The following is a 25,138-nucleotide window of genomic DNA, read 5'->3' on the forward strand; positions in this document are numbered from 1 at the left end:
GAAAAGATTATTCTCTTGAGGTATCCGGGCCGTGCAAAGCCATGGAAGCGCAATTCCATGGTTGTCCTTCCGCCAAAAATCGGAAACAACGACTTTTGAAAAGCTTAGAAGCGTTCTCAATGGGCTGAGATCAAGATCATGAGTGCTGAAGACCTTCCCCTGCGCGAGTCTATGGAATTCGATGTCGTCATCGTCGGCGCCGGCCCGTCGGGCCTGTCGGCCGCGATCCGGCTGAAGCAGCTCAATCCCGAGCTCTCGATCGTCGTGGTGGAGAAGGGCTCCGAGGTCGGCGCGCACATCCTGTCGGGTGCGGTGATCGATCCGGTGTCGCTCGACAAGTTGATCCCGGACTGGCGCGAGGACGCAGACTGTCCGTTGAAGACCCAGGTCAAGGAAGACCGCTTCTACTGGACGACGTCGCAAGGCTGGTTCCGCATTCCGAACTTCATCATGCCGCCGTTGATGCACAATCATCACAACTATATCGGCTCGCTCGGCAATGTCTGCCGCTGGCTGGCGCCGAAGGCGGAAGCGCTCGGCGTCGAGATCTACCCGGGCTTTGCCGCCACTGAGGTGCTCTATGACGACAAGGGCGCGGTGCGCGGCATTGCCACCGGCGACATGGGCATCGCCAAGGATGGCAGCCACAAGGATTCCTACACCCGCGGCATGGAGCTGCTCGGCAAGTACACGCTGTTCGCCGAAGGCGCGCGCGGCTCGCTGTCGAAGCAGCTGATCGCGAAGTTCAAGCTCGACGCCAACTCCGAGCCGCCGAAATTCGGCATCGGGCTCAAGGAGGTCTGGCAGATCGACCCGGCCAAGCACCGCAAGGGACGGGTTCAGCATACGCTGGGATGGCCGCTGAACGACAAGACCGGCGGCGGCTCGTTCCTCTATCATTACGACGACAACCGCGTCGCGGTCGGCTTCGTGGTGCATCTGAACTACACCGACCCGTATCTGTCGCCGTTCGACGAATTCCAGCGGATGAAGACGCATCCCGATATCCGCGAACTGTTCGAAGGCGGCAAGCGGCTTGCCTATGGTGCGCGCGCCATCACCGAGGGCGGCTACCAGTCGGTGCCGCGGCTCTCCTTCCCGGGCGGCGCGCTGATCGGCTGCGCGGCCGGCTTCGTCAACGTCCCGCGCATCAAGGGCGTCCACAATGCGATGGGCTCCGGCATGCTCGCCGCCGAACATGTCGCGGCCGCGCTCGGCGCCGGTCGCGCCAATGACGAGCTCGTCGAGTATGAAAACGCCTGGCGCTCGTCCGCGATCGGCAAGGACCTGTTCAAGGTCCGCAACGCCAAGCCGCTGCTGTCGAAGTTCGGCAACCTGCTCGGAATGGCGCTCTCCGGCTTCGACATGTGGTGCAACACGCTCGGCTTCTCGCTGTTCGGCACCCAGTCGCACGCCAAGCCCGACCGCAAGACGCTCGATCCGTCCAAGCAGCACCAGCCGATCGCCTATCCGAAGCCGGACGGCAAGATCTCCTTTGACAAGCTGTCGTCGGTGTTCCTGTCCAACACCAACCACGAGGAGGACCAGCCGGTCCATCTCAAGGTCGCCGACATGAACCTGCAGAAGACGTCGGAGCACGACGTGTTCGCCGGTCCCTCCAATCGCTATTGCCCGGCCGGCGTCTATGAATGGGTCGAGGAATCGGCCGGCCCGCGCTTCCAGATCAACGCCCAGAATTGCGTCCACTGCAAAACCTGCGACGTTAAGGACCCCAACGGCAATATCACCTGGGTTCCTCCGGAGGGCGGCGGCGGCCCGAACTACGAGGCGATGTAAGGCCAAGGTGAAGCTGACGCGGCCGACCACATTTGCGTGAGGCCGGTTGCAGCGTCCGCTGTCCTCTCCTCGTCTGGAGCGGCCGGATTGCACCGCCGGATACAAATGGTGACGCGGAACAGGGGGCCGCGGCGCCAGTATCCGGCGCTTTTTGCTTCCGCACGCGAATATGCCGGGGCCGGTCACGATACCGCCATAGTGGGAGGGTCTTGCGGTGGGCTGGCTGGATCGGCGGGCCTAACGGCCTAATCTGCCAATCGATTCGGCATGGGTTACCTCTGGGCGATCCTTGCGGATAAACGCCAAAAGCGGCATTGTCGCTCGCCGGGATGCCGCCGCTTGGGTTCGCATTTTGAGACTGATCGCAGGATCTTGTCGCGAAGATCTTGGCCGTAAATCCTTCGTGGCCTTAAACCCCTGGAGCAAGGCGACCGTGATGCTGTCCACCCGTTTCAACCGCCTGACGATTGCCGTTCTTGCTGCCGCGGCGCTTGCCGTGCCTGCGCAGCTTGCGGCGCAGACACCAGACCATCCGACCGACAATGCCGCGCAATTCCCGAGCAAAACCGACCTGAAGTCGCTGACCACCGCCGGCAGCTATCTGGCCGCCCGCCACGCCAGTGTCGAGCGCGATGCGGCCTCCGCCGCCGCGTTCTACCGCTCGGCGCTGCGCACCGATCCGAAGAATTCCGAGCTGCTCGACCGTGCCTTCATCTCCTCGCTCGCCGATGGCGACATCGAGGAGGCGGTGAAGCTCGCCGACCGCATCCTGATCCAGGACAAGGCCAATCGCGTCGCCCGCCTCGTGGTCGGCGTGCGCGACCTCAAGCTGAAGAAATACGCCGCCGCGCAGTCCAACATCAACCAGTCGGTGCGCGGCCCGATCACCGATCTGGTGGCCACGCTGCTGTCGGCCTGGGCAGCCTACGGCGCCGGCGACAGCAAGGGCGCGGTCGCTTCGATCGACAAGCTGACCGGCCCCGAGTGGTATCCGATCTTCAAAGATCTGCACGCCGGCATGATCTACGAGCTGTCCGGCAAGGAGAAGGATGCCGGCGCCCGCTTCGAGAAGGTCTACAAGCTCGACGATTCGATGCTGCGCACGGTCGACGAATATGCGCGCTGGACCTCGCGCAACAAGGATGCCGCCGCCGCGACCGCGATGTACGAGGCGTTCGACAAGAAGCTGCCGCGTCATCCGCTGGTGCTGGAGGGCATCAAGGAAACCAAGGCCGGCAAGAAGCTGTCACCGCTGATCGATTCACCGCAGGCCGGAGCCGCCGAGGCGCTGTACGGCATCGGCGCGACGCTGACCCGCCGCGGCGGCGAGGACCTCGCGCTGGTCTATCTGCAGCTCGCGCTCTATCTGCAGCCGAACCATCCGCTGGCGCTGCTGTCGCTCGCCGATCTCTATGAATCGGTGAAGAAGCCGCAGATGGCGATCAAGGTCTATGAGCGGATGCCGGCGTCCTCGCCGCTGAAGCGCAACGCGCAGATCCAGCTCGCGACCAATCTCGACGCCGCCGACCGCAGCGACGAGGCGATCAAGATCCTCAAGGAAGTCACCACGGATCAGCCGAAGGACATCGAGGCGATCCTGGCGCTCGGCAATATCGAGCGCGGCCGCAAGAAGTTCGCCGACTGCGCCACCACCTATTCGCAGGCGATCGACGCGCTGCCGGCCGCCGGTGGCGACAAGAACGCCTGGGTCACCTACTACTACCGCGGCATCTGCGAGGAGCGCTCCAAGCAGTGGAATAAGGCCGAGGCCGACATGCGCAAGGCGCTCGAACTGCAGCCCGAGCAGCCGCATGTGCTGAACTATCTCGGCTATTCCTGGATCGACCAGGGCATCAACCTCGACGAAGGCATGAAGATGATCAAGCGTGCCGTCGATCAGCGCCCTGACGACGGCTACATCGTCGATTCCCTCGGTTGGGCCTTTTACCGGATCGGCAATTACGAGGAGGCGGTGAAGAACCTCGAGCGCGCGATCGATCTGAAACCGGAAGATCCGACCATCAACGACCATCTCGGCGACGCCTACTGGCGCGTCGGCCGCACGCTGGAAGCCAAGTTCCAGTGGGCGCATGCGCGCGACCTCAAGCCCGAGCCGGAAGAGCTGCCGAAGATCCAGGCCAAGATCGACAACGGCCTGCCGGACGACACCTCGAACGCCGCCTCCGCCGACAAGAAGAAGGACGATGACGGCAAGGGCGGTTAGGGCTCGCGGGTGCGGCAAACGCGGTGTCGTCCCTGCCTAGTGCGCAATTGCGCACGGGAGCAGGGACCCATAACCACCGATGATTGTTGTTGCAGACCGCCCGAACGACGAATCCCGTTCACAACTTCCGCCGCGGAGTATGGGTCCCTGCTTTCGCAGGGACGACGGCGGTGGATGCGGTGCTTGGGCCGGGCTACCCCTGGAATTTCCGTGCAAACAAAGGGATAGGATCGTGCGGCGATTTACGCTAATCGCAGCACATGTTTGTTTTTAGGGGTTTATCGCCGTGCCGGCGCTGATTGAAGAAGGGCGTGCCAAGGTCAACCTGACGCTCAGGGTTGTCGGGCGGCGCGTCGATGGGTTTCACGACCTGGAGAGCGTCGTCGCGTTTGCCGATTGCGCCGATCGTCTCACGCTCGAGCCGGGGCCCGAGCTGTCGCTCTCGATGCTGGGGCCGCTGGCTGATGCCTGTGGCGATACATCTGACAATCTGGTGCTCAAGGCCGCGCGGCTGCTCGGCGAGCGCGTCGCGGATCTCGAGGTCGGCCACTTCACGCTGGAGAAGGTGCTGCCCGTCGCGGCCGGCATCGGCGGCGGCTCGGCGGATGCCGCGGCCGCGCTGCGGCTTTTGGCGCGGCTCAACGAGCTCTCGCTCGACGATAGCAGGATCATGGAGGTCGCGCTGCAGACCGGCGCCGACGTGCCGGTCTGCGTCGCCTCGCGCGCCTGCGACATGACCGGCGTCGGCGAGGGCCTGTTGCCGCTCGACCTGCCGAAAATGCCGTGCGTGCTGGTCAATCCGCGCGTGCCGGTTGCGACCAAGGATGTCTTCAATGCGCTCGGCCTGCGCCATGGCGAGCTTCTGATCGGCGCCACCGATGTCGTGATGCAGGGACCGTCCTGGCCGGACGCCGGCCACGCGGTCGACGACTGGATCGCAGCGCTTTCGCGCGGCACCAACGATCTCGAAGCCCCCGCCGCGCGCATCGAGCCCGTCATCAGCGACGTCTTGTCCGCGCTGCGTGAGACCAAGGGCGTTCGCCTGGTGCGCATGTCGGGCTCCGGCGCGACCTGCTTTGCCGTGTTCGGAACCGACACCGACGCCCAGGCCGCCGGCGAGAATCTCCGTGCGGAGCATCCCGGCTGGTGGGTGCATGCGGGCGCGCTGAGCTAGAGTTTCTCTCCGCCGTCATTCCGGGGCATGCGAAGCACGAGCCCGGAATCCATTGATCCACATCTTGAGCGGCCTGATGGATTCCGGGCTCGCGCCAAAAGGCGCGCCCCGGAATGACGGAGAGGGTGCGACGAAACAACCCGACGGGCAACTCAGCAAAGGCTGTCAATCTCTCCTCGCATGTCGCGAGAATGCGGATGTATGACTCGGCGGCCGCGCAACAAAATTCAGTGTCGTCCCGGCGAAGGCCGGGACCCATAACCACAAATGCCAACTGTTGCGCGACGCTGGGGCCGCAGCCCTCTTCAACAACACAACCCAGTGGTTATGGGTCCCTGCTTTCGCAGGGACGACGGTTGTGGATGTGGGTCGTGCCAAACAATTGGTGTCGTCCCGGCGAAAGCCAGGACCCATTGCCCCAAATGAGAATTGTTGTGCGATGCTGGAGCAACGATCCCATTCATCACCAAGCGCGGATGGATCCCGGCTTTCGCCAGGACGACGAACGGAGAGAAGCGTGTGCCTGGGCTCCATCACCGTCACCCTGAGGAGGCCGCGGAGCGGCCGTCTCGAAGGGTCGACGGCCACCAGCGGGGCCGTGCATCCTTCGAGACGCCGCTTCGCGGCTCTTCAGGATGACGGGTTTGATAGTGTCGGCAGCGACGCCGCCGCTACTGCGGCATCATCCCACCTCAACGCCGGGCAGCGTTGCGCCCCTGATTGCTTGGCAAGCCAAATCCCGTTTGCCATAACAGGATGAAACAACAACGTTGTGCGTGCGGGACCGTTCGAAAATCCGCCTGCAGCCAATGAGCCGGGAGGATGCCATGGCCAATATCCGAGTTCTCGCCACCGATCTCGAGTTTCCCGAAGGTCCCGTCGTGATGCCCGACGGTTCGGTCGTGCTGGTCGAAATCCGCGGCCAGCGGCTGACCCGGGTCTATCCCGACGGACGCAAGGAGATCGTCGCCAAGGTGCCGGGCGGCCCGAACGGCGCAGCGCTCGGCCCCGACGGCAAGATGTACGTCTGCAACAATGGCGGCTTCTCCTGGATCCCGACCCGCAACATGATCATGCCGGGTCCGCAGCCGGAGGATTATCTCGGCGGCTCGATCCAGCGCGTCGATCTGCAATCCGGCAAGGTCGAGACGGTGGTGACGAAGTGTGGCGAGCATGAGCTGCGCGGGCCGAACGATCTGGTGTTCGACAGGCAGGGCGGCCTGTGGTTCTCCGATCTCGGCAAGCGCCGCGCCCGCGAGATGGATGTCGGCGCGTTCTATTATCTGAAGCCCGGCATGAGCGAGATCGTCGAGGCCGTGCACGGCATCCTGCCCGCCAACGGCATCGGCCTGTCGCCGGACGAGAAGACCGTCTACATCGCGGAGACGCCGACGGCGCGGCTGTGGGCCTATGAGGTATCCGAGCCCGGCACCATCAAGCCGCGCGACGTGATCTATCGCGGCGAGCGCGGCAAGCCGATCGCGGGCCTCGGCGGCTACCAGATGTTCGATTCGCTCGCGGTCGAAGCATCAGGCAATGTCTGCGTCGCGACGCTGATCTCGGGCTGCATCTCGGTGATCGCGCCTGACGGCACGGTGGTCGAGCAGGTGCCGACCGGCGACCGCGTCACCACCAACATCGCCTTCGGCGGACCCGACCTGAAGACCGCCTACATCACGCTGTCCGGCAAGGGCGAGCTGATCGCGATGGACTGGTCGCGGCCGGGATTGCCGCTGAATTTTCTGAACATGTGACGTAAGAACGTCATTGCGAGGAGCGAAGCGACGAAGCAATCCATCGAGCCGCATCTGAGGACAGATGGATTGCTTCGCTTCGCTCGCAATGACGGAAAGGATATAGAATGCCCTGGCTCGAACCGGTCACCCTTCGCGGCGCGCATGCGCGGCTCGAACCGCTGTCCCATGATCATCGCGACGGTCTCGTCGACGCAGTCAAGGATGGCGGTCTCTCTCAACTCTGGTACACCGCGATCCCGCAGCCGGAGAACATGGCCAAGGAGATCGACCGAAGGCTCGGCCTGCAGGCGGCCGGATCGATGCTGCCGTTCACGGTGTTCGATGCCGACGGCCGGATCTCCGGCATGTCGACCTACATGAATGTCGACACGCCGAACCGCCGCGTTGAGATCGGCTCGACCTGGTACGCCAAGCGTGTGCAGCGCAGCGCGGTCAACACGCAGTGCAAACTGCTGCTGCTGCAACATGCCTTCGAGAAACTCGATTGCATCGCGGTCGAGTTCCGCACGCATTTCTTCAATCACCAGAGCCGGCGCGGCATCGAGCGTTTGGGTGCCAAGCAGGACGGCGTCCTGCGCAGCCATCAGATCGCGCCCAACGGTACGTTGCGCGACACCGTGGTTTACAGCATCATCGCCAGCGAATGGCCGACGGTGAAGGCGCATCTCAATTATCAACTCAACGAAAAGCCGCGCTGACACTTTGGTCGGCGCCAGAAGCGAGACGATGGAAACGTTCGATTATGTGATCATCGGCGCAGGCTCCGCCGGGAGCGTGCTGACCAACCGGTTGAGTGAAGACGCTGCTGTCAGGGTGTGCGTGCTGGAGGCGGGGCCTAGCGACTGGCATCCCTACATCCATCTGCCGGCCGGCTTCATCAAGACCTTCCACATGAAGAGCGTGAACTGGGCCTACCAGCAGGAGGTGGGTCCCTACACGGGCGGGCGCAGCATCTACGCGCCGCGCGGCAAGACGCTCGGCGGCTCATCCTCGATCAACGGCCACATCTACAACCGCGGCCAGCGCCAGGATTTCGACACCTGGGCGCAGCTCGGCAATCGCGGCTGGGGTTATCCCGACGTGCTGCCGTACTTCCGGCGCATGGAGCGTCGGATTGGCGAGGGCGACGACACCTATCGCGGTCGCGACGGCAATCTCACCGTCACCACGATGGACTGGCAGGATCCGCTCTGCGAGGCCTTCATGGCGGGGGCGGTCAGCCTCGGTATTCCGCGCAATCCTGACTACAACGGCCAGATCCAGGAGGGCGTGTCGTACTGCCAGCGCACCATCCTGAACGGCCTCAGGGTCAGCGCCGCGACCGCGTTCCTGCATCCGGCGCGAAAGCGGCCGAATGTCGATGTGCGCACGCATGCCCATGTCACCGGCATCATCTTCGAGGGCAAGCGCGCAGTCGGCGTGCGCTATAACCGCGGCGGCAAGCACGGCGATCCGCTCGAGATACGTGCCACCAAGGAAGTCATCCTCTCCGGCGGCGCCTACAACTCGCCGCAGCTGTTGCAGCTCTCCGGCGTCGGCTCGCCCGAGCTGCTGAAGTCGCACGGCATCGCGGTGCGCCACGCGTTGCCGGGTGTCGGCGAGGGCTTGCAGGATCACTACGCGCCGCGTTCGGTGGCGCGGGTCAAGAACATCCGGACCATCAACGAGCTGCGCCGCGGCTTCAGCCTGTGGGGCGAGGCGATCAAATGGGCGACGACGCGGCGCGGCCTGCTGTCGCTGTCGCCGACCATGGTCTACTGCTTCTGGCACTCCGGCGAGACTACCGAGAGCTCTGATTTGCAGCTCACCTTCACGCCGGCGAGCTACAAGGAAGGCGTGCAGGGCCAGCTCGAGGACGAGCCCGGCATGACGGTGGCCTCATGGCAGCAGCGGCCGGAGAGCCGCGGCTATGTCCGCATCCGCTCCGCCGATCCGTTCGCGCCGCCGATCATCCAGACCAACTATCTTGCCGAGGAGATCGACCGCCGCGTCGTCGTCGCCGGCATGAAGCTGGCGCGCCGGCTGCTCGCCTCCGAGCCGCTCAAGCCGTATTTCGCCTATGAGGACTTTCCCGGCCCGAAGGTCACGAGCGACGAGGAGCTGCTCGCGGCCGCGACCCAGCGCGGCACCACCACCTTCCATCCCGGCTGCACCTGTCGGATGGGTCCGGCCGACGCGCCGTGGGCCGTGGTCGACGACCAGCTTCGGGTCCATGGCATGGAGGGCCTGCGCGTGATCGACGCCTCGATCATGCCGCGGATGATCTCAGCCAATCTCAACGCCTCGACCTTGATGATCGCCGACAAGGCCTCCGACATGATCCGCGGCAAGACCCCCGAGGCGGCTGCGAAACTGCCGGAGTATGCGTGAGGAGATTGCGAGCGAAACGACGAAGCAATCCATGCACCCGCAGATGGGAAGATGGATTGCTTCGCTTCACTCCTAATGACGGCAGATGTGCGCCGATGCTTCTTGATCGGCGCACATGATCTATCACCGTCATCCTGAGGTGCGAGCGGAGCGAGCCTCGAAGGATCGACGGCCACCAGCCGGGCCGTGCATCATTCGAGGCCCGCTTCGCGGGCACCTCAGGATGACGGGATCCGTACTTGGATGACGGGACTGCTATCAGGAGCTCAGCCGTAGACGAACGCCTTGTCCTTGAGGTCGATCGCCGGGAATTCGTCCTTCTCGGCCCAGTAGTCCTGGTTGTGCTGCCACTCCGGCTTGTCGCCGCGCTTCGGCAGCAGGTGCATGCCGCGCATCATGTAGCCGGGGTTGAAGTTCTCCGGATCGATCCACGGCAGCAGCGGCATGTTGTGGTCTTCGGGGCGCAGCGCCGGCGTCACCTTGCTCACGCCGGTCGCCTTCATGTGCTTGAGCATGCGGCAGACGAAGTCGCCGACCAGATCGACGCGCAAGGTCCAGCTGGCGCGGAAATAGCCGAACACCCAGACGAGGTTCGGCACGCCGGTGAACATCATGCCGCGATAGGTCACGGTGTCCTTGAAGTCGAGCGGCTTGCCGTCGATTGCGAAGTCGATGCCGCCATTGGCGGAGAGGTGGAAGCCGGTCGCGGTGATGATGATGTCGGCCTCGAGCTCCTTGCCGGACTTGAGCAGGATGCCCTTCTCGGTGAAGCGCTCGATCTCGTCGGTGACGACCGAAGCCTTGCCGCCCTTGATGGCGTGGAACAGGTCGGCATCCGGAATGAAGGCGATGCGCTGCCGCCACGGCCGGTAGCGCGGCGTGAAGTGGGTGGCGATGTCGTAGTCCTTGCCGAGGACGGCCTCGACCGCCGCCAGCAGGTCCTTCTTGGCGCCCTCGGGCTCGGCGAAGGTCCGCCTGGTGAAGGCGTCCTGCTCGAACAGGATCTTGCGGCGGGTGATCTCGTGGATCCAGTGCTCGTCGACCTGCAGCCTGCGCAGCTCCTCGGCGATCTCGATCGCGTTGCGGCCGGTGCGGAAATAGGTCGGCGAACGCTGCAGCATGGTGACATGGCCGGCGTCCTTGGCCATCGCCGGGATCAGGGTCGCAGCCGTTGCACCGGAGCCGATCACGACCACGCGCTTGCCCTTGTAGTCGAGGTCGTCGGGCCAGGTCTGCGGATGCACGACCGTGCCCTTGAACTTCGCCATGTCGGTCCATTCGGGCGTATAGCCCGCGTCGTGGCGGTAGTAGCCCTGGCACATCCAGAAGAAGTTCGTCGTGAAGCGCAGCTGCTCGCCGGTGTCGATGCGCGTGGCATCGATAGTCCAGAGATTGGTCTCGTTCGACCACTCCGCCGCGGTGATGGTGTGGCGATAGCGGATGTGGCGGGCGAGATCGTTCTCGTCGATCACCTCGCCCATGTATTTCAGGATCTCGGCTGCGCTCGCGATCGGCGCGCTGGTCCACGGCTTGAAGCGATAGCCGAAAGTATGCAGGTCGCTGTCGGAGCGGATGCCGGGATAGCGGTGGGTGGACCAGGTGCCGCCGAAGGTCTTCTGCGTCTCCAGCACCACGAAGCTGGTGCCCGGGCATTGCGTGGTGAGGTGGTAGGCGGCGCCGACGCCGGAGATGCCGGCGCCCGCGATCAGAACGTCGAAGTGCTCGGTCGTGACGGGCTCGGCGGCGCGGATTTGGGTCTGGACGTTCATCTTCCCTGGTCTTCTTGTTGGTTGGAGCCGGTGAGCGAAACGCCGGAGCGAATGCCCCGGCGCTTGCGTGAACTAGACTTCGCGGCGGCTGAGGAACGCCAGCCGCTCGAACAGGTGCACGTCCTGCTCGTTCTTGAGCAGCGCGCCATGCAGCGGCGGGATCAGCTTGCGCGGATCGCGCTCCCTGAGCATCTCGGGCGTGATGTCCTCGTTCAGCAGCAGCTTGAGCCAGTCGAGCAGCTCCGAGGTCGAGGGCTTCTTCTTCAGGCCCGGCACCTCGCGTACCTCGAAGAAGATCCGCAGCGCCTCTTCCACCAGCCGCTTCTTGATGCCGGGGAAGTGCACGTCGACGATCTTGTTCATGGTGTCGGCGTCGGGGAACTTGATGTAGTGGAAGAAGCAGCGGCGCAGGAACGCGTCCGGCAGCTCCTTCTCGTTGTTCGACGTGATCATCACGATCGGGCGCAGCTTCGCCTTGATGGTCTCGCCGGTCTCGTAGACGTGGAACTCCATGCGGTCGAGTTCGAGCAGCAGGTCGTTGGGGAATTCGATGTCGGCCTTGTCGATCTCGTCGATCAGGAGCACCGGGCGCTTCTCGTGGGTGAAGGCCTCCCACAGCTTGCCGCGCTTGATGTAGTTCTTGATGTCGGACACGCGCGCGTCGCCGAGCTGGCTGTCGCGCAGGCGCGACACCGCGTCGTATTCATAGAGGCCCTGCTGCGCCTTGGTGGTCGATTTGATGTGCCAGGTCAAAAGCGGCGCGTCGATCGCCTTGGCGACTTCCTCGGCCAGCACGGTCTTGCCGGTGCCGGGCTCGCCTTTCACCAGCAGCGGGCGCTCGAGCACGATGGCGGCATTGACGGCGACCTTGAGGTCATCGGTGGCGACGTAGTCCTTGGTACCCGTGAATTTCATCGATCTGTTTGCCTTGTTTCGTTCGTTGGCCGCAGGGGTCTCACCTTGGGCCTCAACATGAAACGACCGCTCTCGCAGCGGCCGTTGGAGATGCAAATTTTTCGATCACGCTCGTCTGATCATCGATACGATCACCAGCACGATGCAAGCGCCGATCGTCGCGTTGAGGATGTCGCGGATCGCGCTGCCGCCGAGGCCGACGCCGAGGCGCGGCAGCAGCCAGCTCGCCACCAGCGCGCCGATGATGCCGACAACCATGTTGCCGATCAGCCCGAAGCCCGCGCCGCGCACGATCAGCCCCGCGAGCCAGCCGGCAATCGCACCGATCACCAGTGCCGCAATGATGCCCATTCAAACGTCCTGCCCAATGTCTTGTCAGGCGCAATTGTAATTGAAAACGCCGGGCGGTCTAGGGCGGATTCCGCAGCGCAGCGGTACCCTGAACGGCGCGGCACGCATGGAATGTCGACCGTCATGTTTCCGCCGTGCGGAATGATCGCCGCACGGATACGGGGCGGGGCGTCGTTGGGTGGACCCCGCAGGACATGGCGCCAGGGGCCAAATCAAGGCGGATCGCCGGTCTCGGCATGGCTCGGCCCCTTGACGCCACCGGTCCAGCGGGCGATCTAGGTGAGTATGTTCCTGCAGTTCTTCACATCGCTGCGCGACGCCCAGGTCCCCGTGACGCTACGGGAATATTTGACCTTGATGGAAGCGCTTGACGCCGATCTCGCCGAACAGACCGTCGAGAACTTCTACTATTTGTCGCGCGCCGCCCTGGTGAAGGACGAGCGCAATCTCGACAAGTTCGACCGCGTGTTCGGCACCGTGTTCAAGGGGCTCGAGAGCCTGCTCGACGCCATGGGCAAGGCAGAGATCCCCGAGGAGTGGCTGAAGAAGCTCGCCGAGAAATATCTCACCGAGGAAGAGAAGAAGCAGATCGAGGCCATGGGCTGGGACAAGCTCATGGAGACCTTGAAGAAGCGGCTCGAGGAACAGAAGGGCCGTCACCAGGGCGGCAGCAAGTGGATCGGCACCGCCGGCACCTCGCCGTTCGGCGCCCACGGCTATAATCCCGAGGGCGTGCGGATCGGGCAGGAGAAGAACCGCAACAACCGCGCCGTGAAAGTGTGGGACAAGCGCGAGTTCAAGGATCTCGACGGCAATGTCGAGCTCGGCATCCGCAACATCAAGGTCGCGCTGCGGCGGCTGCGCAAGTTTGCGCGCACCGGCGCGCCCGACGAGCTCGACCTCGACACCACGATCAAGGAGACCGCCAACCACGGCTATCTTGACGTGCACATGCGGCCCGAGCGGCGCAACGCGGTCAAGGTGCTGGTGTTCTTCGATATCGGCGGCTCGATGGATTCGCATATCGAGCAGGTCGAGGAACTGTTCTCGGCCGCCAAGAGCGAATTCAAGCACATGGAATATTTCTACTTCCACAACTGCCTCTATGAGGGCGTCTGGAAGCAGAACAAGCGGCGCTTCACCGATCGCACGCCGACCTGGGACGTGCTGCACAAGTATCCGCACGACTACAAGGTGGTGTTCGTCGGCGACGCCTCGATGTCGCCCTACGAGATCATGGTTCCCGGCGGCTCGGTCGAGCATGTCAACGAGGAGGCCGGCTCGGTCTGGCTCGACCGCATCACCCGTACCTATCCTCACGCGGTGTGGCTCAATCCGGTGGCGCAGAAGCACTGGGACTATTCGGAATCGACCACCATCATCCGCCGCCTGTTCTCCGAGCGCATGTATCCGATCACGATCGAAGGTCTGGAGAACGCGATGCGGGAGCTGGTGCGGTAACCGCACAAGGCGTCGCGTGCCGCCGGGCGCGCCAACAACATCCAGGGAGAGCCCCATGCCCCAGAACATCCACCGCGGCATCAAGGTGATGATCGACGAGGCCAATGCCGAGATCGAGACCATCAGCGCAGCCGACGCGATCACGCTGATCGGCAAGAATGACGTCGTGATCGTCGACATCCGCGATCCCCGCGAGATCGAGCGCGACGGCAAGATCCCCGGTGCGTTCTCCTGCACCCGCGGCATGCTGGAGTTCTGGATCGATCCGAACAGCCCCTACGCCAAGCCGATTTTCCAGGAAGACAAGAAGTTCATCTTCCATTGCGCCGGTGGCCTGCGCTCGGCGCTTGCCGCCAAGACCGCCAAGGACATGGGCCTGAAGCCGGTCGCGCATATGGGCGGCGGCTTTGCCGCCTGGCGCGAGGCCGGCGGTCCGATCGAGGCGTGGGAGCCGAAGAAGAAGGGCTGAGCCAAGATGTCACACGCGGGCTTGCCGCCTTCGCTAAGAAGCTTCGGCGGCCACTTCACCGAGAGCCCGGCGAAGCCTTTTGCGTAGCCGGGACCCGCGTGTCCATCGTTTCGAAGCAAGATGGATTGCCGGATCAAGTCCGGCAATGACGATGGAGAGACACGTAAGATGACCACCACCGACGATCCGCTCGTTTCGACCGAATGGCTGGCCGCGCATCTCGGCGATGCCAACGTCAAGGTGCTTGACGCGACCTTCAAGCTGCCCGGCGTGCTGCCGCTGCCGAAGGACGATTATCTCGCCGCGCATCTGCCCGGCGCAGTGTTCTTCGACGTCGATGCGGTGTCCGATCACTCCAATCCGCTGCCGCACATGTTTCCGAGCGCCGAGCAGTTCGGCCGCGACATCGGCGGGCTCGGCGTCAGCAATGCCGACACCGTCGTGATCTATGACGCCGGCGGCTGGGTCGCGGCGCCGCGCGCCTGGTGGATGTTCCTGTCTTATGGCCATCGAAACGTGCGGATTCTCAACGGCGGCCTGAAGAAGTGGCGCGCCGAGGGCAGGGCGGTCGAGAGCGGCGAGGTGAAGCCGGAGCCTGCAACGTTCAAGGCGAGCTATGATCCGAAGCGCGTGCGCAGCGTCGAGCAGATGATCGCCAATGTCGAAAGCCGTGCCGAGCAGGTGATCGATGCGCGCGCCGCCGATCGCTTCGAGGGCCGCGCGCCGGAGCCGCGGCCGGGCATTCGCGCGGGCCACATCCCGGGCGCCCGCAATGTGCCCTACAACCAGCTGTTCGATGCTGCGACCGGCGAGATGAAGCCGCTCGACGATCTGCGCAAGTCGTTCAGTGGTGCCGGCGTCAAGCTCGACGCGCCTGTTGTCACGAGCTGTGGCTCCGGCGTCTCGGCCGGCGTGCTGACGCTCGCGCTCTACCGGCTCGGCGTCACCGAGAGCGCGCTCTATGACGGCTCATGGTCGGAATGGGGACAGGCGAGCGGCCCGCCGATCGCGACCGGACCGGCCTGAGAAATACCTTCTAGCGCCGGGTGAGCGGCACCAGGGTGGGGTTGCCGAACGGGTCGAGCTGAACGGCCTGCCGCACCGGTGGTGCGCGGACGATCCGCCGGCGCTCCTTGCGATGGGTCGGCTTGCTGGTCGCGTTGCGCTCCGGCTTCTTGGCATCGGCGGCTTTCGGCGTCGCCGGCGTTTCGACGACAACTTCGGGTCCGCCCAGCGTTGCGATCCTGGTCGCGGCTGCGATCGCCTCGGGTGATGGCAGCGCTGCTGGCTCTGGCATAGCCATCGCGGGGGCCGGTGCTGCGAGCGCGGGCTCGCCGGGTGTGGCAGGCGGGTCGGCCACCGCGGCGACCTTGTCGTCGGTTGGCATCGGTGCCGCCTCAGTGGAAACCGGTGCGGGCTGCGATGCGGGCGAGGGATCCACGGCCGGAAGCTGCGGAGCGACCTCAGCGGACTGCGCTGGTGCAGGCGTTTCGACCGTCTGGGCTTCCAGCTTCGACGGGGCGGGCGGTGCGTCATCCGCCGTCACCGCGGCGAGCTTCGCCGGCTCGGTCGGAGGCGCGGTTTCGGCAGGAGCAGCCGGCTCGGAGGCAGCAACTGGCTCTGAGGGTGTCGCGGGCACCGGGCTGTCGGCCACCGCCTTGTCTGCGGCTGATGGCTCGACCCGCACCATGGCAAGCACCGGCGAGGCCTCGGGCTGCTGCGCGAATTGCGGCTCGGGCGGGGCCCGGCGGGCCGGAATGCTGGCGAATTCCTCATGCGCCGCGCGAAACAGCGCGGCTGCCCCTAACCCGAACACCAGAAGCGACGTCGCCAGCACGATCGCGGCGAACAAGAAACGAAGGCCGGGGAGCATGGGCGCGGGTTCCCCCTTCTGCGGGAGGGTCTTTGATGTCCAGGGAACGCGGTGACCACACAAGAAAGCCGGCGTCGCGAGCGCGAATCAGGCCGATTCGAAGATATCGCAACCCTCGAAGACTGTTTGTTACAAAATGCGGGTGATTGATGACTTTGGGCAGGTGGACAAACATTCCCGACCCATGAGACATCTTTACCGCAGCGTTGACGGCACATCACAAAAGCCCGAAATGGCCCGGATTTCGCGGATTTGTCTTGAATGCGCCGCTATCTTCCTGCATTGGGCCGTTAACAGTCCGGTGTGGCTTGGGGACTATAATAGAGCAATGATGATCAACCGCATTCTGACGATTTGCGCTGCCGCGGCTCTCGGCGTGGCGGGAACCTCGCTTGCGCGTGCGCAGCAGAGCTATCCGGCTCCCCAGGGCCCGGTCTATTCGGCCGCGCCGCAGCCCTACTCGCAGGGCAACATGCCGGATTTCGACTCGCTCGACGATGAAGACGCGCCGCGCAATTCGGCCGCGCTGCCGCCGCCCGGCCCGGTGATGTCGCCGGATGACCCGCGCTACGGCCGCCCGATGAATTCCCAGCCCGTCTACTCCGACCGTGGTGCGCCATCCGGTCCGGTGATGTCGCCCGATGATCCGCGCTATGGCCGGCCGATGGGGCCGCCGCCGGTGATCTATGGCGATCGCCCGGGCGCACAGCAAGCCAATCGCGACAATGGCGTTCCGGCCGCAGGCGTATCCTACGGCGACGACCGCGGCGGCATGCGTCCGCCCGAGGGCGTGACCGGAGCGGTGCCGCAGCAGCAGGCGCCGGTCGATGCCAATGGCAAGCCGCTGCAGATCGCGGCGCTGCCGGCGGACGAGCAGCCGGAAGATGGCCCGGCGCAACTGGCCCCGAATCTGCGGCGCCAGGAAGTGGCGTTCGCGACCAAAGAGCCGGCCGGCACGATCGTTGTCGATACGCCGAATACCTACCTCTATTACATCCTGGGCAATGGCCGGGCGATCCGTTACGGCGTCCGTGTCGGGCGCGACGGCTTCACCTGGACCGGGGTGCAGAAGATCACCCGTAAGGCCGAGTGGCCGGATTGGCATCCGCCGACGGAGATGATCGAACGTCAGCCCTATCTACCGCGCTTCATGGCTGGCGGACCGGGCAACCCGCTCGGCGCCCGCGCGATGTATCTCGGCTCGACCGTGTACCGTATTCACGGCACCAACCAGCCGTCGACCATCGGCAAGTTCGTCTCGTCGGGTTGCATCGGAATGCTGAACGAGGACGTCTCGGACCTGTTTGAACGCACCAAGGTCGGCACCCGCGTGGTCGTGCTGCCCGGCGGCGCAGCCCCGGGCACAACGACGGCTTCCGCCGCGCCGCCGCCCAACCCGATGGCCCCCGCTCAGGCCGCGCCGCTGCCCGGCACGCAGCCGACCTCGGTCCAGCCGCTGCCCGCGCCGGTCACGGTGCGCTAAGCCAACCGGCAAATTGATCATTGAAAAAGGCGCGCGAACGGCGCGCCTTTTTTGTTGCCGGAAATGTCCGATGCTCAGGCCAAACGCCGCGGCGGCTCGCTGCCATTGGTGAAGTCGTCGATGCACGCGACCATCTGCTGATAATGCGCCTGCAGGCTCTCGCGCGTCGCGTAGCCGAGATGCGGCGTGATCACGACGTTGTCGAGCTTGCGGAGCGGGTGATCGATCGGCAGTGGCTCGACCGAGAACACGTCGATGCCGGCGCCGGCGATCTTCTTCTCGCGCAGCGCGACCAGCAGGGCGCCCTCGTCGACGATCGGCCCGCGCGCGGTGTTGACGAGATAGGCTGACGGCTTCATGCGGGCGAGATCGGCGGCGCCGACCAGTCCGCGCGAGCGCGGGCTCAGCACGACATGGATGGTGATGATGTCCGAGGTCGCGAACAGCTCGTCCTTGCTGGCGTAGCCGACGCCCGCCTCCTTGCACTTCTCCGGCGTCAAATTGGGACTCCAGGCAATCACGTTCATGCCGAAAACCTTGGCCATGCCGGCGACCTTGCTGCCGAGCTTGCCGAGGCCGATGACGCCGAGCGTCTTGCCCTCGATCTCGGTGCCGGCAAAGCTCTGCCAGGCCTCGCCGGCGTGCATCCGCGCATTCTCGCGGCCGATGCCGCGGGTCAGTTCCAGGATCAGGCCCATGGTCAGGGGCGCGGTGGGATCGCGGCTATACTGGGTGCCGCACAGCACCACCTTGCGGTCCTTGGCGGCCTCCATGTCGATCGCGGCGTTGCGCATACCCGACGTGATCAGAAGCTTCAGCTTGGGCAAGGCGTCGAGCAGGCTGCGCGGGAACGGTGTGCGCTCGCGCATCGCGCAGATGATCTCGAAATCCTTCAGCTTGGCTGCTGCATCCGCCTCGCTCGTGAACGGCTTGTCGAACACGACAGCCTCGACGCGATCCTCGATTGCCGGCCAGTCGGCCAGCGAAAGCGCGATATCGAAATAGTCGTCGAGGATTGCACAGCGCAGCCGCGTCATCGGAAAGGTCCATTCAGGGTGAGGACGACGGCGGGAGATCGACCGTCGGGATGCCCGTCATGGTCGCGCGCAATCGGCAGGCGCGCAAGCGGCCGCGGTTTCAAAATGCGGCGATTGCCGAAGTGATGGTGGCGGATTGTGCGGTATAATGGCGTAAACGCCAATTAGTGGCGTTGATGGAGATTTAGGTGCCGTGACCCATTTTTGCCCCGCGTGTGGCTATGGCCTCGACTTTTCTCCATGGGATGGGACGTTGTCATCACACGAGATTTGTCCTTGCTGCGGGATTCATTTTGGCTACGACGACGTAGCCGGCGGCGATTTGGCTAAGCGTCGGTCGGTCTATGAGCGATGGCGCGCAGACTGGATTGGGGCCGGCATGAGTTGGTTTAGCAAGGGACACGCGCCAACTGCAGATTGGGACCCGCACGAACAGTTGAAACACTTTGGCCCGTAAGGGCCGTCAATCGCGTGGCGTTTGCGCCATCATCGGCGATTTGCGTGCCTTCGCGGTGCGGATATCGGCGAGCATCGATCGGACCGCGGGCGACAGCGCCATCTGCTTGGCACGGCAGGCCGGGCCCGGGCCGCGCATATAGTGCAGTTCCGGCCGGTAGGGATTGAAAGCCTTGGCGACGAAGGCCCGCCAGAAGGTGCGGAGTTCGGCGAACAGCGTCGCCTCGCGTTTGGTCGTCGGGCGCGAAAGAGGTGCTGAAATGATGGTAGCCATGACGTGGCCTCAACTGTTTGTCGCGGTTCTGCCGCGAAAATCGCCGTTTTCGGCGTTGAGAACGAGTTTTGGCCTGATTTATTAAAAGATAGTTTCAATTGTCGTGATTCGGCGCGCACATGGTGTCGAACCCGTAATCACCCGTGGCGAATGGACGGAACGTGGTGAACGGATGGAAAACGACCGCCCCACGGTTGCGCTTTAGGGGGCCGGCCGTTACATCGGCCACAGCAAAATTTCCACAAATCGGATCAATTCCAGGGACAGCGGATGGCTCGCCAGTTCATCTATTTCATGCAGGGTCTGACCAAGGCTTATCCGACCCGCAAGGTGCTCGATAACATCCATCTGAGCTTCTATCCGGACGCCAAGATCGGCGTGCTCGGCGTCAACGGCTCGGGCAAGTCGACGCTGCTCAAGATCATGGCTGGTCTCGACAAGGAATATAACGGCGAGGCCTGGGTCGCCGAGGGCGCCCGCGTCGGCTATCTCGAGCAGGAGCCGCACCTCGATCCCGCGCTCAACGTCCGTGAGAACGTCATGCTCGGCGTCGCCAAGCAGAAGGCGATCCTCGACCGCTACAACGAGCTGGCCGTCAATTACTCGGACGAGACCGCCGACGAAATGACCAAGCTGCAGGACGAGATCGAGGCGCAGGGCCTGTGGGATCTCGACAGCAAGGTCGACCAGGCGATGGACGCGCTGCGCTGCCCGCCTGATGATGCCGATGTCACAAAACTGTCGGGCGGTGAACGCCGCCGCGTCGCGCTGTGCCGCCTGCTGCTCGACCAGCCGGAATTGTTGCTGCTGGACGAACCGACCAACCATCTCGACGCCGAGTCGGTGTCATGGCTGGAAGGCCATCTGCGGAATTATCCCGGCGCGATCCTGATCGTGACCCACGATCGCTACTTCCTCGACAACGTCACGAGCTGGATCCTCGAGCTCGACCGCGGCCGCGGCATTCCCTACGAGGGCAATTACTCGTCCTGGCTGGTGCAGAAGCAGAAGCGGCTCGAGCAGGAGGGCCGCGAAGACGCCGCGCATCAGAAGACGCTGGCCCGCGAGCAGGAGTGGATCGCGTCCTCGCCGAAGGCGCGTCAGGCCAAGTCCAAGGCACGCTACCAGCGCTATGAAGATCTGCTGAAGCAGGCCAGCGAAAAGCAGACCCAGACCGCGCAGATCACGATTCCGGTGGCCGAGCGTCTCGGCCAGAACGTGGTGGACTTCGAAGGCCTCAGCAAGGGTTTTGGCGACCGCATGCTGATCGACGATCTCACCTTCAAGTTGCCGCCGGGCGGCATCGTCGGCGTGATCGGTGCCAACGGCGCCGGCAAGACCACGCTGTTCAGGATGATCACCAAGCAGGAGACGCCGGACAAGGGCTCCATCACCGTCGGCGAGAGCGTACATCTCGGCTATGTCGACCAGTCGCGCGACGCGCTCGACGGCAAGAAGACGGTGTGGGAGGAGATCTCAGGCAACAACGAGCTGATCCTGCTCGGCAAGAAGGAAGTCAACTCGCGCGGCTATTGCTCGTCGTTCAACTTCAAGGGCGCCGACCAGCAGAAGAAGGTCGGCGCGCTGTCGGGCGGTGAACGCAACCGCGTGCATCTCGCCAAGATGCTGAAGTCGGGCGCCAACGTGCTGCTGCTCGACGAACCGACCAACGACCTCGACGTCGACACGCTGCGTGCGCTGGAAGAGGCGCTGGAGGATTTTGCCGGTTGCGCCGTCATCATCAGCCATGATCGCTGGTTCCTCGACCGCATCGCGACCCACATCCTGGCCTTCGAGGGCGACAGCCATGTCGAATGGTTCGAGGGCAACTTCCAGGATTACGAAAAGGACAAGATGCGCCGGCTCGGGCAGGACAGCATCATTCCGCACCGCGTGAAGTACAAGAAGCTGACGCGCTGATCGGTTGAGGTGGTCGAGCGCGGCTATCGCGCCGCGTTCGACCACTCACTCGTTTTGCAGGATCGTGACGGCATCGCGGCGCAATCTGCGGCCAGTTGTCGCTTTTCAACTGCGCGGGATTGCGTAGATAGAGCGCTCCGCAATTTCAATTCCGCGAGCACCCCAACATGTCCGCACTATCAGACGCGCCCGCCCGCTCGAAGGGCCGGCCGCTGCGTCCCGTTCCCATGCTGATCTTCGGATCGCGCTGGCTGCAATTGCCGCTCTATGTCGGCCTGATCATCGCCCAGGGCGTTTATGTCGTGCTGTTCCTGAAGGAGCTGTGGCACCTGTTCGCCCATGCCTTCGATTTCAGCGAGCAGCAGATCATGCTGGCCGTGCTCGGCCTGATCGACGTCGTGATGATCTCGAACCTCCTGGTGATGGTGATCGTCGGCGGCTACGAGACCTTCGTGTCGCGCCTCAATCTGCAGGGACATCCGGACGAGCCGGAATGGCTCAGCCACGTCAATGCCAGCGTGCTGAAGATCAAGCTGGCGATGGCGATCATCGGCATCTCCTCGATCCACTTGCTGCGCACCTTCATCGAGGCCGGCGCGCTGTCGTCCGGCAAGGGCAATTACACCGAGACCGGCGTGATGTGGCAGACCATCATCCACTGCGTCTTTATCCTGTCGGCGATCGGCATCGCCATCGTCGACAAGCTGTCGAACGACTCGATCGAGGGCGCCAAGCAGCAGGGTGGGCACTAGCCGGGACAACGACTAATGGCCGGCGCGGCGTCATCGCGCGGCGCGCTGGCCAAACAATGCCGGCGCGGATCTGCCGAGCCATTCGGGGATCTGCGCCGCACCGCGCGGAAATCCGCGGGCCATGGCAAGGATGAACGCGGTCTGCCAGACGCCGAACAGCACCAGCCAGCCCAGCAAGGTCGGCAGCCTGACGATTGCACCGTAAATGGTTCCGGCCGCGATGGCTGCGATCCAGGTCACCACGACGCTGTCGATCCGCCTGAACGCGGGGTTGGTCAGGAGCACGCCGAGAATGGTGATCGCTCCGCCCACCGCACCGCCGATGCCGCCGATCAGATAACCCATCAACGGGTTGTTGCCGAGCGTCTCGGTGATCTGAGCCGGGCTCGCGGCATTGCCGTCGACCGGGACGGTCTTCGCGTACTGGCCGAGCGCCTGAAGCGTAACGGCGCTGGCATCATAGGCCGCGATCCATGCCGCGGTCGTGATGGCGACCACCAGCGCCAGCTGAAACCGGTCCTTGGCGCCGAACACGACATTGCAGGCGGCGATCGCCGCGCCGAAGATCACCCCGGGCAGGATCGTGATCCCGCCCGCGTCTGAGACGACGAACGAATATTGCAGGACGTTGAGCGCATAGGTCGCGACCAGGCTGCACATGACGGCGGACGCAAGCGCCAGCACGAGGAAAGGCAAATTCGGTCGGCCGCGCGACTGCGCGCTCTCGGCCGCCAGCATGCGGTCCACCGCGGCCCGCGTCTCGGCCGCGGCACTGCCCTGCGGCTCCAGGATCGTGACCGCCTTGAGATAGGCCGGGACCTGGTCGAGCGGGGTCGGCGCCATCATCACCGGCAACACGCGATTGCTCGGGTTCGGCCACCTGGCTCGGGCAAAGGCGAGCTCGCTCAAGGTGTAGCGTCCCTTGGTCACCGATTCCGGACTGATCAGGAACACCATAAAATCGCTGCTTTCGATGGCTTTTTCGACGCGCGCATCGAAGCTGTCGCCCGGCGGGAGATCGTCGTGCGAAAAGAAAACGTCATGGTCGCAATTGCGCAGGGACTGAGCGATGTTGTCAGCCTGCGATTCCAATTCGGAGGGAAATGACAAAAATATGCGCATGGCAAAACTTACCACCCAGAATTGAATTCTGACATTGCCGAATCCGCGTTGCAATGCCTGTTTCCGCTAGTGTGCTGAATGCGAAGTTCGTGTGATTTCGCGGCAGCCGCTTTCACGAACTTCGCATTCATAAAGCACACTAGAATCATAAGTTTGCTAGTGTCCTTATCGAATCCGAAGTTCGCTCCGAAGGTGCGGCGAATGATACGAACTTCGGATTCGGGACACTAGGTGAGATCGATCATGAAATGGCCAGCCACCATCGTCGCATGCGCGGTGCTGCTGTGTGTGCCGCTGCAACGGCCCGCATCCGCCGCCGACGCCGCGTTCACCCAGTTCATCGCCTCGCTGTGGCCGGAAGCCAAGGCGGCCGGCGTGTCGCGCGAAACCTTCGATCGCGAGACGCGCTCCCTCGAGCCCGACTACAAGCTGCCCGACCTGATCCTGCCCGGACGTCCGAAGACCGGTGCGCCGGCGCAGGCCGAGTTCGTGCAGGTGCCGGCCGACTACATCAAGGAAGCCTCGATCGCGCGGCTCGCCACCGAGGGGCAGCGGCTGTTGCAGAAGTATCGTCCGTCGCTCGACGCGATCGAGAAGCGGTTCGGCGTGCCGGCCACCATCGTGCTGGCGATCTGGGGCCGCGAGACCGACTATGGCCGCTATTCGCTGCCCTACGACACGTTGCGCGTGGTGGCGACGCAGGCCTATGTCGGCCGCCGCAAGGATCAGTACCGCACCGAGTTCATCCTTGCGCTGAAGATCCTCAGTGAGGGGGCCGTGACGCGCAAGGAGCTGCGCTCATCCTGGGCCGGGGCGACCGGATACACCCAGTTCCTGCCATCGGAATATTACAAGCACGGCGTCGACCTCGACGGCGACGGCAAGGTGGACATCTGGCATTCGGTGCCGGACGCGCTCGCCTCCGCCGCGCAGCAGCTCGTCAACAAGGGCTGGCAGCCCGGGGTGCGCTGGGCCTACGAGGTCACAGCACCCGCCAATGCCGATTGCACAATCGGTGTGCCCGAAGTGACAAAACCGATCAGCCAGTGGCTGCGGGCAGGCTTCGTGCCGGTGCGCGGGCTGAAGCTTGGCGCCACCGAGCAGGCGCAATCGGCCTCGCTGCTGCAGCCTGAAGGCATCTATGGCCCGGCCTTCCTGACCACGCCGAACTACTTCGTGATCAAGGAGTACAATTTCTCCGATCTCTACGTGCTGTTCGTGGGCCATCTCGCCGACCGCATGACGAGCCCGCAGCCATTCGTGACGCCATGGTCTGCATCGAAGCAGCTGCGCTCCGCCGACGTCGAGGCGATGCAGCAGCAGCTGACGAAGATCGGGCTTTACAAGGACAAGCTCGACGGCAAGGCCGGGATGCAGACCCGCGCCGCGCTCGGCGCCTATCAGAAGCAGGCCGGGCTCAAGGTCGATTGCTGGCCGAGCGAGGCGGTGCTGCGCGCGATGAACGGGCAGCGCTGATCGCCAAGCCTGCTGGTGGCGGAAAACAAAAACCCGGCCGCGAGGCCGGGTTTTCGAGGGTGATGCTGAATAGCGTTTCGATCAGTCGCAAACCTGGATGCGACGGAAGCGCCAGCCGTAGCCGTCCCAGAAGCGCTCACGAACCCAGCGGCACGGAGCTTCTTCGACGTAAACCGGTGCCGGCGCAACATAGACCGGGGCGGGACGGGCGCCTGCGATCGCGCCGCCGAGCAGGGCGCCGCCGATCAGGCCACCGGCAACGCCGGCCGCGATGGCCCCGCCGTCACCAGCCTTGGCGGCCGGAGCAACGGCCAGCGAACCGGCAATCGTGGTAACGGCGACAAGGGCAGCTAAAGTCTTCTTCATGTCTTTGGCTCTCCTGGAAGGTGGTGGCGTCGTGGTCCGACGCCGGGTTTAGGTGACTCACACGCTGATCTCGAACTGCTGTCTTGCTAAAC

The 25,138-nt window shown here is 64.1% G+C and carries 21 protein-coding genes; 13 read left to right on the forward strand and 8 right to left on the reverse strand.

Annotated features, from left to right (window positions below; all coding sequences use genetic code 11):
- Window positions 1–138 precede the first annotated feature (138 nt).
- From AAFG07_RS10215 to AAFG07_RS10240, 6 genes are all read left to right on the forward strand, one after another.
- Window positions 139–1,797: an electron transfer flavoprotein-ubiquinone oxidoreductase gene (locus AAFG07_RS10215; RefSeq protein WP_342727157.1), complete on the forward strand. Its 1,659-nt coding sequence runs from the start codon at window positions 139–141 to the stop codon at window positions 1,795–1,797.
- 436 nt (window positions 1,798–2,233) lie between these two features.
- Entirely contained in the window at window positions 2,234–4,021 is a 1,788-nt protein-coding gene (locus AAFG07_RS10220) for a tetratricopeptide repeat protein (RefSeq protein ID WP_342727158.1), read from the forward strand.
- Between the two features lie 286 nt (window positions 4,022–4,307).
- Window positions 4,308–5,195, forward strand: a complete 888-nt coding sequence (locus tag AAFG07_RS10225) for a 4-(cytidine 5'-diphospho)-2-C-methyl-D-erythritol kinase (RefSeq protein ID WP_342727159.1) — start codon at window positions 4,308–4,310, stop codon at window positions 5,193–5,195.
- An 827-nt stretch (window positions 5,196–6,022) separates the two neighbouring features.
- The gene (locus tag AAFG07_RS10230) at window positions 6,023–6,949 is read left to right on the forward strand and encodes an SMP-30/gluconolactonase/LRE family protein (protein ID WP_342727160.1); all 927 of its coding nucleotides are present in this window, start codon (window positions 6,023–6,025) and stop codon (window positions 6,947–6,949) included.
- Window positions 6,950–7,056: 107 nt separating this feature from the next.
- A complete protein-coding gene (locus tag AAFG07_RS10235; RefSeq protein WP_342727161.1) occupies window positions 7,057–7,650 on the forward strand; it encodes a GNAT family protein in 594 nt (197 codons plus the stop codon).
- Between the two features lie 28 nt (window positions 7,651–7,678).
- The gene (locus AAFG07_RS10240) at window positions 7,679–9,322 is read left to right on the forward strand and encodes a GMC family oxidoreductase N-terminal domain-containing protein (protein ID WP_342727162.1); all 1,644 of its coding nucleotides are present in this window, start codon (window positions 7,679–7,681) and stop codon (window positions 9,320–9,322) included.
- 266 nt (window positions 9,323–9,588) lie between these two features.
- Here the strand turns inward: AAFG07_RS10240 and AAFG07_RS10245 are convergent, their stop codons facing one another.
- The 3 genes from AAFG07_RS10245 to AAFG07_RS10255 form a co-directional block, all read right to left on the reverse strand.
- The gene (locus AAFG07_RS10245; RefSeq protein ID WP_342727163.1) at window positions 9,589–11,091 is read right to left on the reverse strand and encodes an NAD(P)/FAD-dependent oxidoreductase; all 1,503 of its coding nucleotides are present in this window, start codon (window positions 11,089–11,091) and stop codon (window positions 9,589–9,591) included.
- Window positions 11,092–11,163: 72 nt separating this feature from the next.
- A complete protein-coding gene (locus AAFG07_RS10250) occupies window positions 11,164–12,006 on the reverse strand; it encodes a MoxR family ATPase (protein WP_092124583.1) in 843 nt (280 codons plus the stop codon).
- Window positions 12,007–12,111: 105 nt separating this feature from the next.
- A complete protein-coding gene (locus tag AAFG07_RS10255; RefSeq protein WP_092124584.1) occupies window positions 12,112–12,357 on the reverse strand; it encodes a GlsB/YeaQ/YmgE family stress response membrane protein in 246 nt (81 codons plus the stop codon).
- 285 nt (window positions 12,358–12,642) lie between these two features.
- On the opposite strand from AAFG07_RS10255, the gene AAFG07_RS10260 reads away from it, so the two are divergent.
- From AAFG07_RS10260 to sseA, 3 genes are all read left to right on the forward strand, one after another.
- Window positions 12,643–13,818, forward strand: coding sequence for a VWA domain-containing protein (locus tag AAFG07_RS10260; RefSeq protein WP_050632069.1), 1,176 nt, complete (start codon window positions 12,643–12,645; stop codon window positions 13,816–13,818).
- Between the two features lie 55 nt (window positions 13,819–13,873).
- Entirely contained in the window at window positions 13,874–14,287 is a 414-nt protein-coding gene (locus AAFG07_RS10265; RefSeq protein WP_016847778.1) for a rhodanese-like domain-containing protein, read from the forward strand.
- A gap of 168 nt (window positions 14,288–14,455) precedes the next feature.
- Window positions 14,456–15,313: a 3-mercaptopyruvate sulfurtransferase gene (gene sseA, locus AAFG07_RS10270; RefSeq protein WP_342727164.1), complete on the forward strand. Its 858-nt coding sequence runs from the start codon at window positions 14,456–14,458 to the stop codon at window positions 15,311–15,313.
- Between the two features lie 10 nt (window positions 15,314–15,323).
- Here the strand turns inward: sseA and AAFG07_RS10275 are convergent, their stop codons facing one another.
- Entirely contained in the window at window positions 15,324–16,160 is an 837-nt protein-coding gene (locus AAFG07_RS10275; RefSeq protein ID WP_342727165.1) for a hypothetical protein, read from the reverse strand.
- Between the two features lie 328 nt (window positions 16,161–16,488).
- Between AAFG07_RS10275 and AAFG07_RS10280 the strand changes: the two genes are divergently transcribed.
- Window positions 16,489–17,643, forward strand: a complete 1,155-nt coding sequence (locus AAFG07_RS10280; RefSeq protein ID WP_342727166.1) for a L,D-transpeptidase family protein — start codon at window positions 16,489–16,491, stop codon at window positions 17,641–17,643.
- A 74-nt stretch (window positions 17,644–17,717) separates the two neighbouring features.
- Here the strand turns inward: AAFG07_RS10280 and AAFG07_RS10285 are convergent, their stop codons facing one another.
- On the reverse strand, window positions 17,718–18,680 hold the full coding sequence (locus tag AAFG07_RS10285) for a D-2-hydroxyacid dehydrogenase family protein (protein WP_342727167.1): 963 nt from the start codon (window positions 18,678–18,680) through the stop codon (window positions 17,718–17,720).
- A 463-nt stretch (window positions 18,681–19,143) separates the two neighbouring features.
- Window positions 19,144–19,410, reverse strand: a complete 267-nt coding sequence (locus tag AAFG07_RS10290) for a hypothetical protein (RefSeq protein WP_342727168.1) — start codon at window positions 19,408–19,410, stop codon at window positions 19,144–19,146.
- A gap of 270 nt (window positions 19,411–19,680) precedes the next feature.
- On the opposite strand from AAFG07_RS10290, the gene ettA reads away from it, so the two are divergent.
- A complete protein-coding gene (ettA, locus tag AAFG07_RS10295; RefSeq protein WP_342727169.1) occupies window positions 19,681–21,330 on the forward strand; it encodes an energy-dependent translational throttle protein EttA in 1,650 nt (549 codons plus the stop codon).
- A gap of 167 nt (window positions 21,331–21,497) precedes the next feature.
- Entirely contained in the window at window positions 21,498–22,082 is a 585-nt protein-coding gene (locus AAFG07_RS10300) for a TIGR00645 family protein (protein ID WP_342727170.1), read from the forward strand.
- 30 nt (window positions 22,083–22,112) lie between these two features.
- Here the strand turns inward: AAFG07_RS10300 and AAFG07_RS10305 are convergent, their stop codons facing one another.
- Complete coding sequence (locus tag AAFG07_RS10305) at window positions 22,113–23,204, reverse strand: toll/interleukin-1 receptor domain-containing protein (protein WP_342727171.1); 1,092 nt, start codon at window positions 23,202–23,204, stop codon at window positions 22,113–22,115.
- A gap of 243 nt (window positions 23,205–23,447) precedes the next feature.
- Between AAFG07_RS10305 and AAFG07_RS10310 the strand changes: the two genes are divergently transcribed.
- The gene (locus AAFG07_RS10310) at window positions 23,448–24,680 is read left to right on the forward strand and encodes a lytic murein transglycosylase (protein ID WP_342727172.1); all 1,233 of its coding nucleotides are present in this window, start codon (window positions 23,448–23,450) and stop codon (window positions 24,678–24,680) included.
- A gap of 81 nt (window positions 24,681–24,761) precedes the next feature.
- On the opposite strand, the gene AAFG07_RS10315 is transcribed toward AAFG07_RS10310, so the two are convergent.
- Complete coding sequence (locus AAFG07_RS10315; RefSeq protein WP_092124594.1) at window positions 24,762–25,046, reverse strand: hypothetical protein; 285 nt, start codon at window positions 25,044–25,046, stop codon at window positions 24,762–24,764.
- Window positions 25,047–25,138 lie beyond the last annotated feature (92 nt).

It is taken from the genome of Bradyrhizobium sp. B097 (genome assembly GCF_038957035.1).
Lineage (GTDB): Bacteria > Pseudomonadota > Alphaproteobacteria > Rhizobiales > Xanthobacteraceae > Bradyrhizobium.

Excerpts from the sequence above, each read along its gene's own strand:
- AAFG07_RS10245 (WP_342727163.1), bottom strand. The coding sequence starts at position 11,091 with ATGAACGTCCAGACCCAAATCCGCGCCGCCGAGCCCGTCACGACCGAG.
- AAFG07_RS10250 (WP_092124583.1), bottom strand. The coding sequence starts at position 12,006 with ATGAAATTCACGGGTACCAAGGACTACGTCGCCACCGATGACCTCAAG.
- AAFG07_RS10240 (WP_342727162.1), top strand. The coding sequence starts at position 7,679 with ATGGAAACGTTCGATTATGTGATCATCGGCGCAGGCTCCGCCGGGAGC.
- AAFG07_RS10235 (WP_342727161.1), top strand. The coding sequence starts at position 7,057 with ATGCCCTGGCTCGAACCGGTCACCCTTCGCGGCGCGCATGCGCGGCTC.
- AAFG07_RS10215 (WP_342727157.1), top strand. The coding sequence starts at position 139 with ATGAGTGCTGAAGACCTTCCCCTGCGCGAGTCTATGGAATTCGATGTC.
- AAFG07_RS10305 (WP_342727171.1), bottom strand. The coding sequence starts at position 23,204 with ATGCGCATATTTTTGTCATTTCCCTCCGAATTGGAATCGCAGGCTGAC.
- AAFG07_RS10230 (WP_342727160.1), top strand. The coding sequence starts at position 6,023 with ATGGCCAATATCCGAGTTCTCGCCACCGATCTCGAGTTTCCCGAAGGT.
- AAFG07_RS10285 (WP_342727167.1), bottom strand. The coding sequence starts at position 18,680 with ATGACGCGGCTGCGCTGTGCAATCCTCGACGACTATTTCGATATCGCG.
- AAFG07_RS10260 (WP_050632069.1), top strand. The coding sequence starts at position 12,643 with ATGTTCCTGCAGTTCTTCACATCGCTGCGCGACGCCCAGGTCCCCGTG.
- AAFG07_RS10290 (WP_342727168.1), bottom strand. The coding sequence starts at position 19,410 with ATGGCTACCATCATTTCAGCACCTCTTTCGCGCCCGACGACCAAACGC.
- AAFG07_RS10310 (WP_342727172.1), top strand. The coding sequence starts at position 23,448 with ATGAAATGGCCAGCCACCATCGTCGCATGCGCGGTGCTGCTGTGTGTG.
- ettA (WP_342727169.1), top strand. The coding sequence starts at position 19,681 with ATGGCTCGCCAGTTCATCTATTTCATGCAGGGTCTGACCAAGGCTTAT.
- AAFG07_RS10275 (WP_342727165.1), bottom strand. The coding sequence starts at position 16,160 with ATGCTCCCCGGCCTTCGTTTCTTGTTCGCCGCGATCGTGCTGGCGACG.
- AAFG07_RS10315 (WP_092124594.1), bottom strand. The coding sequence starts at position 25,046 with ATGAAGAAGACTTTAGCTGCCCTTGTCGCCGTTACCACGATTGCCGGT.
- AAFG07_RS10220 (WP_342727158.1), top strand. The coding sequence starts at position 2,234 with ATGCTGTCCACCCGTTTCAACCGCCTGACGATTGCCGTTCTTGCTGCC.
- AAFG07_RS10265 (WP_016847778.1), top strand. The coding sequence starts at position 13,874 with ATGCCCCAGAACATCCACCGCGGCATCAAGGTGATGATCGACGAGGCC.
- AAFG07_RS10255 (WP_092124584.1), bottom strand. The coding sequence starts at position 12,357 with ATGGGCATCATTGCGGCACTGGTGATCGGTGCGATTGCCGGCTGGCTC.
- AAFG07_RS10300 (WP_342727170.1), top strand. The coding sequence starts at position 21,498 with ATGTCCGCACTATCAGACGCGCCCGCCCGCTCGAAGGGCCGGCCGCTG.
- AAFG07_RS10280 (WP_342727166.1), top strand. The coding sequence starts at position 16,489 with ATGATGATCAACCGCATTCTGACGATTTGCGCTGCCGCGGCTCTCGGC.
- sseA (WP_342727164.1), top strand. The coding sequence starts at position 14,456 with ATGACCACCACCGACGATCCGCTCGTTTCGACCGAATGGCTGGCCGCG.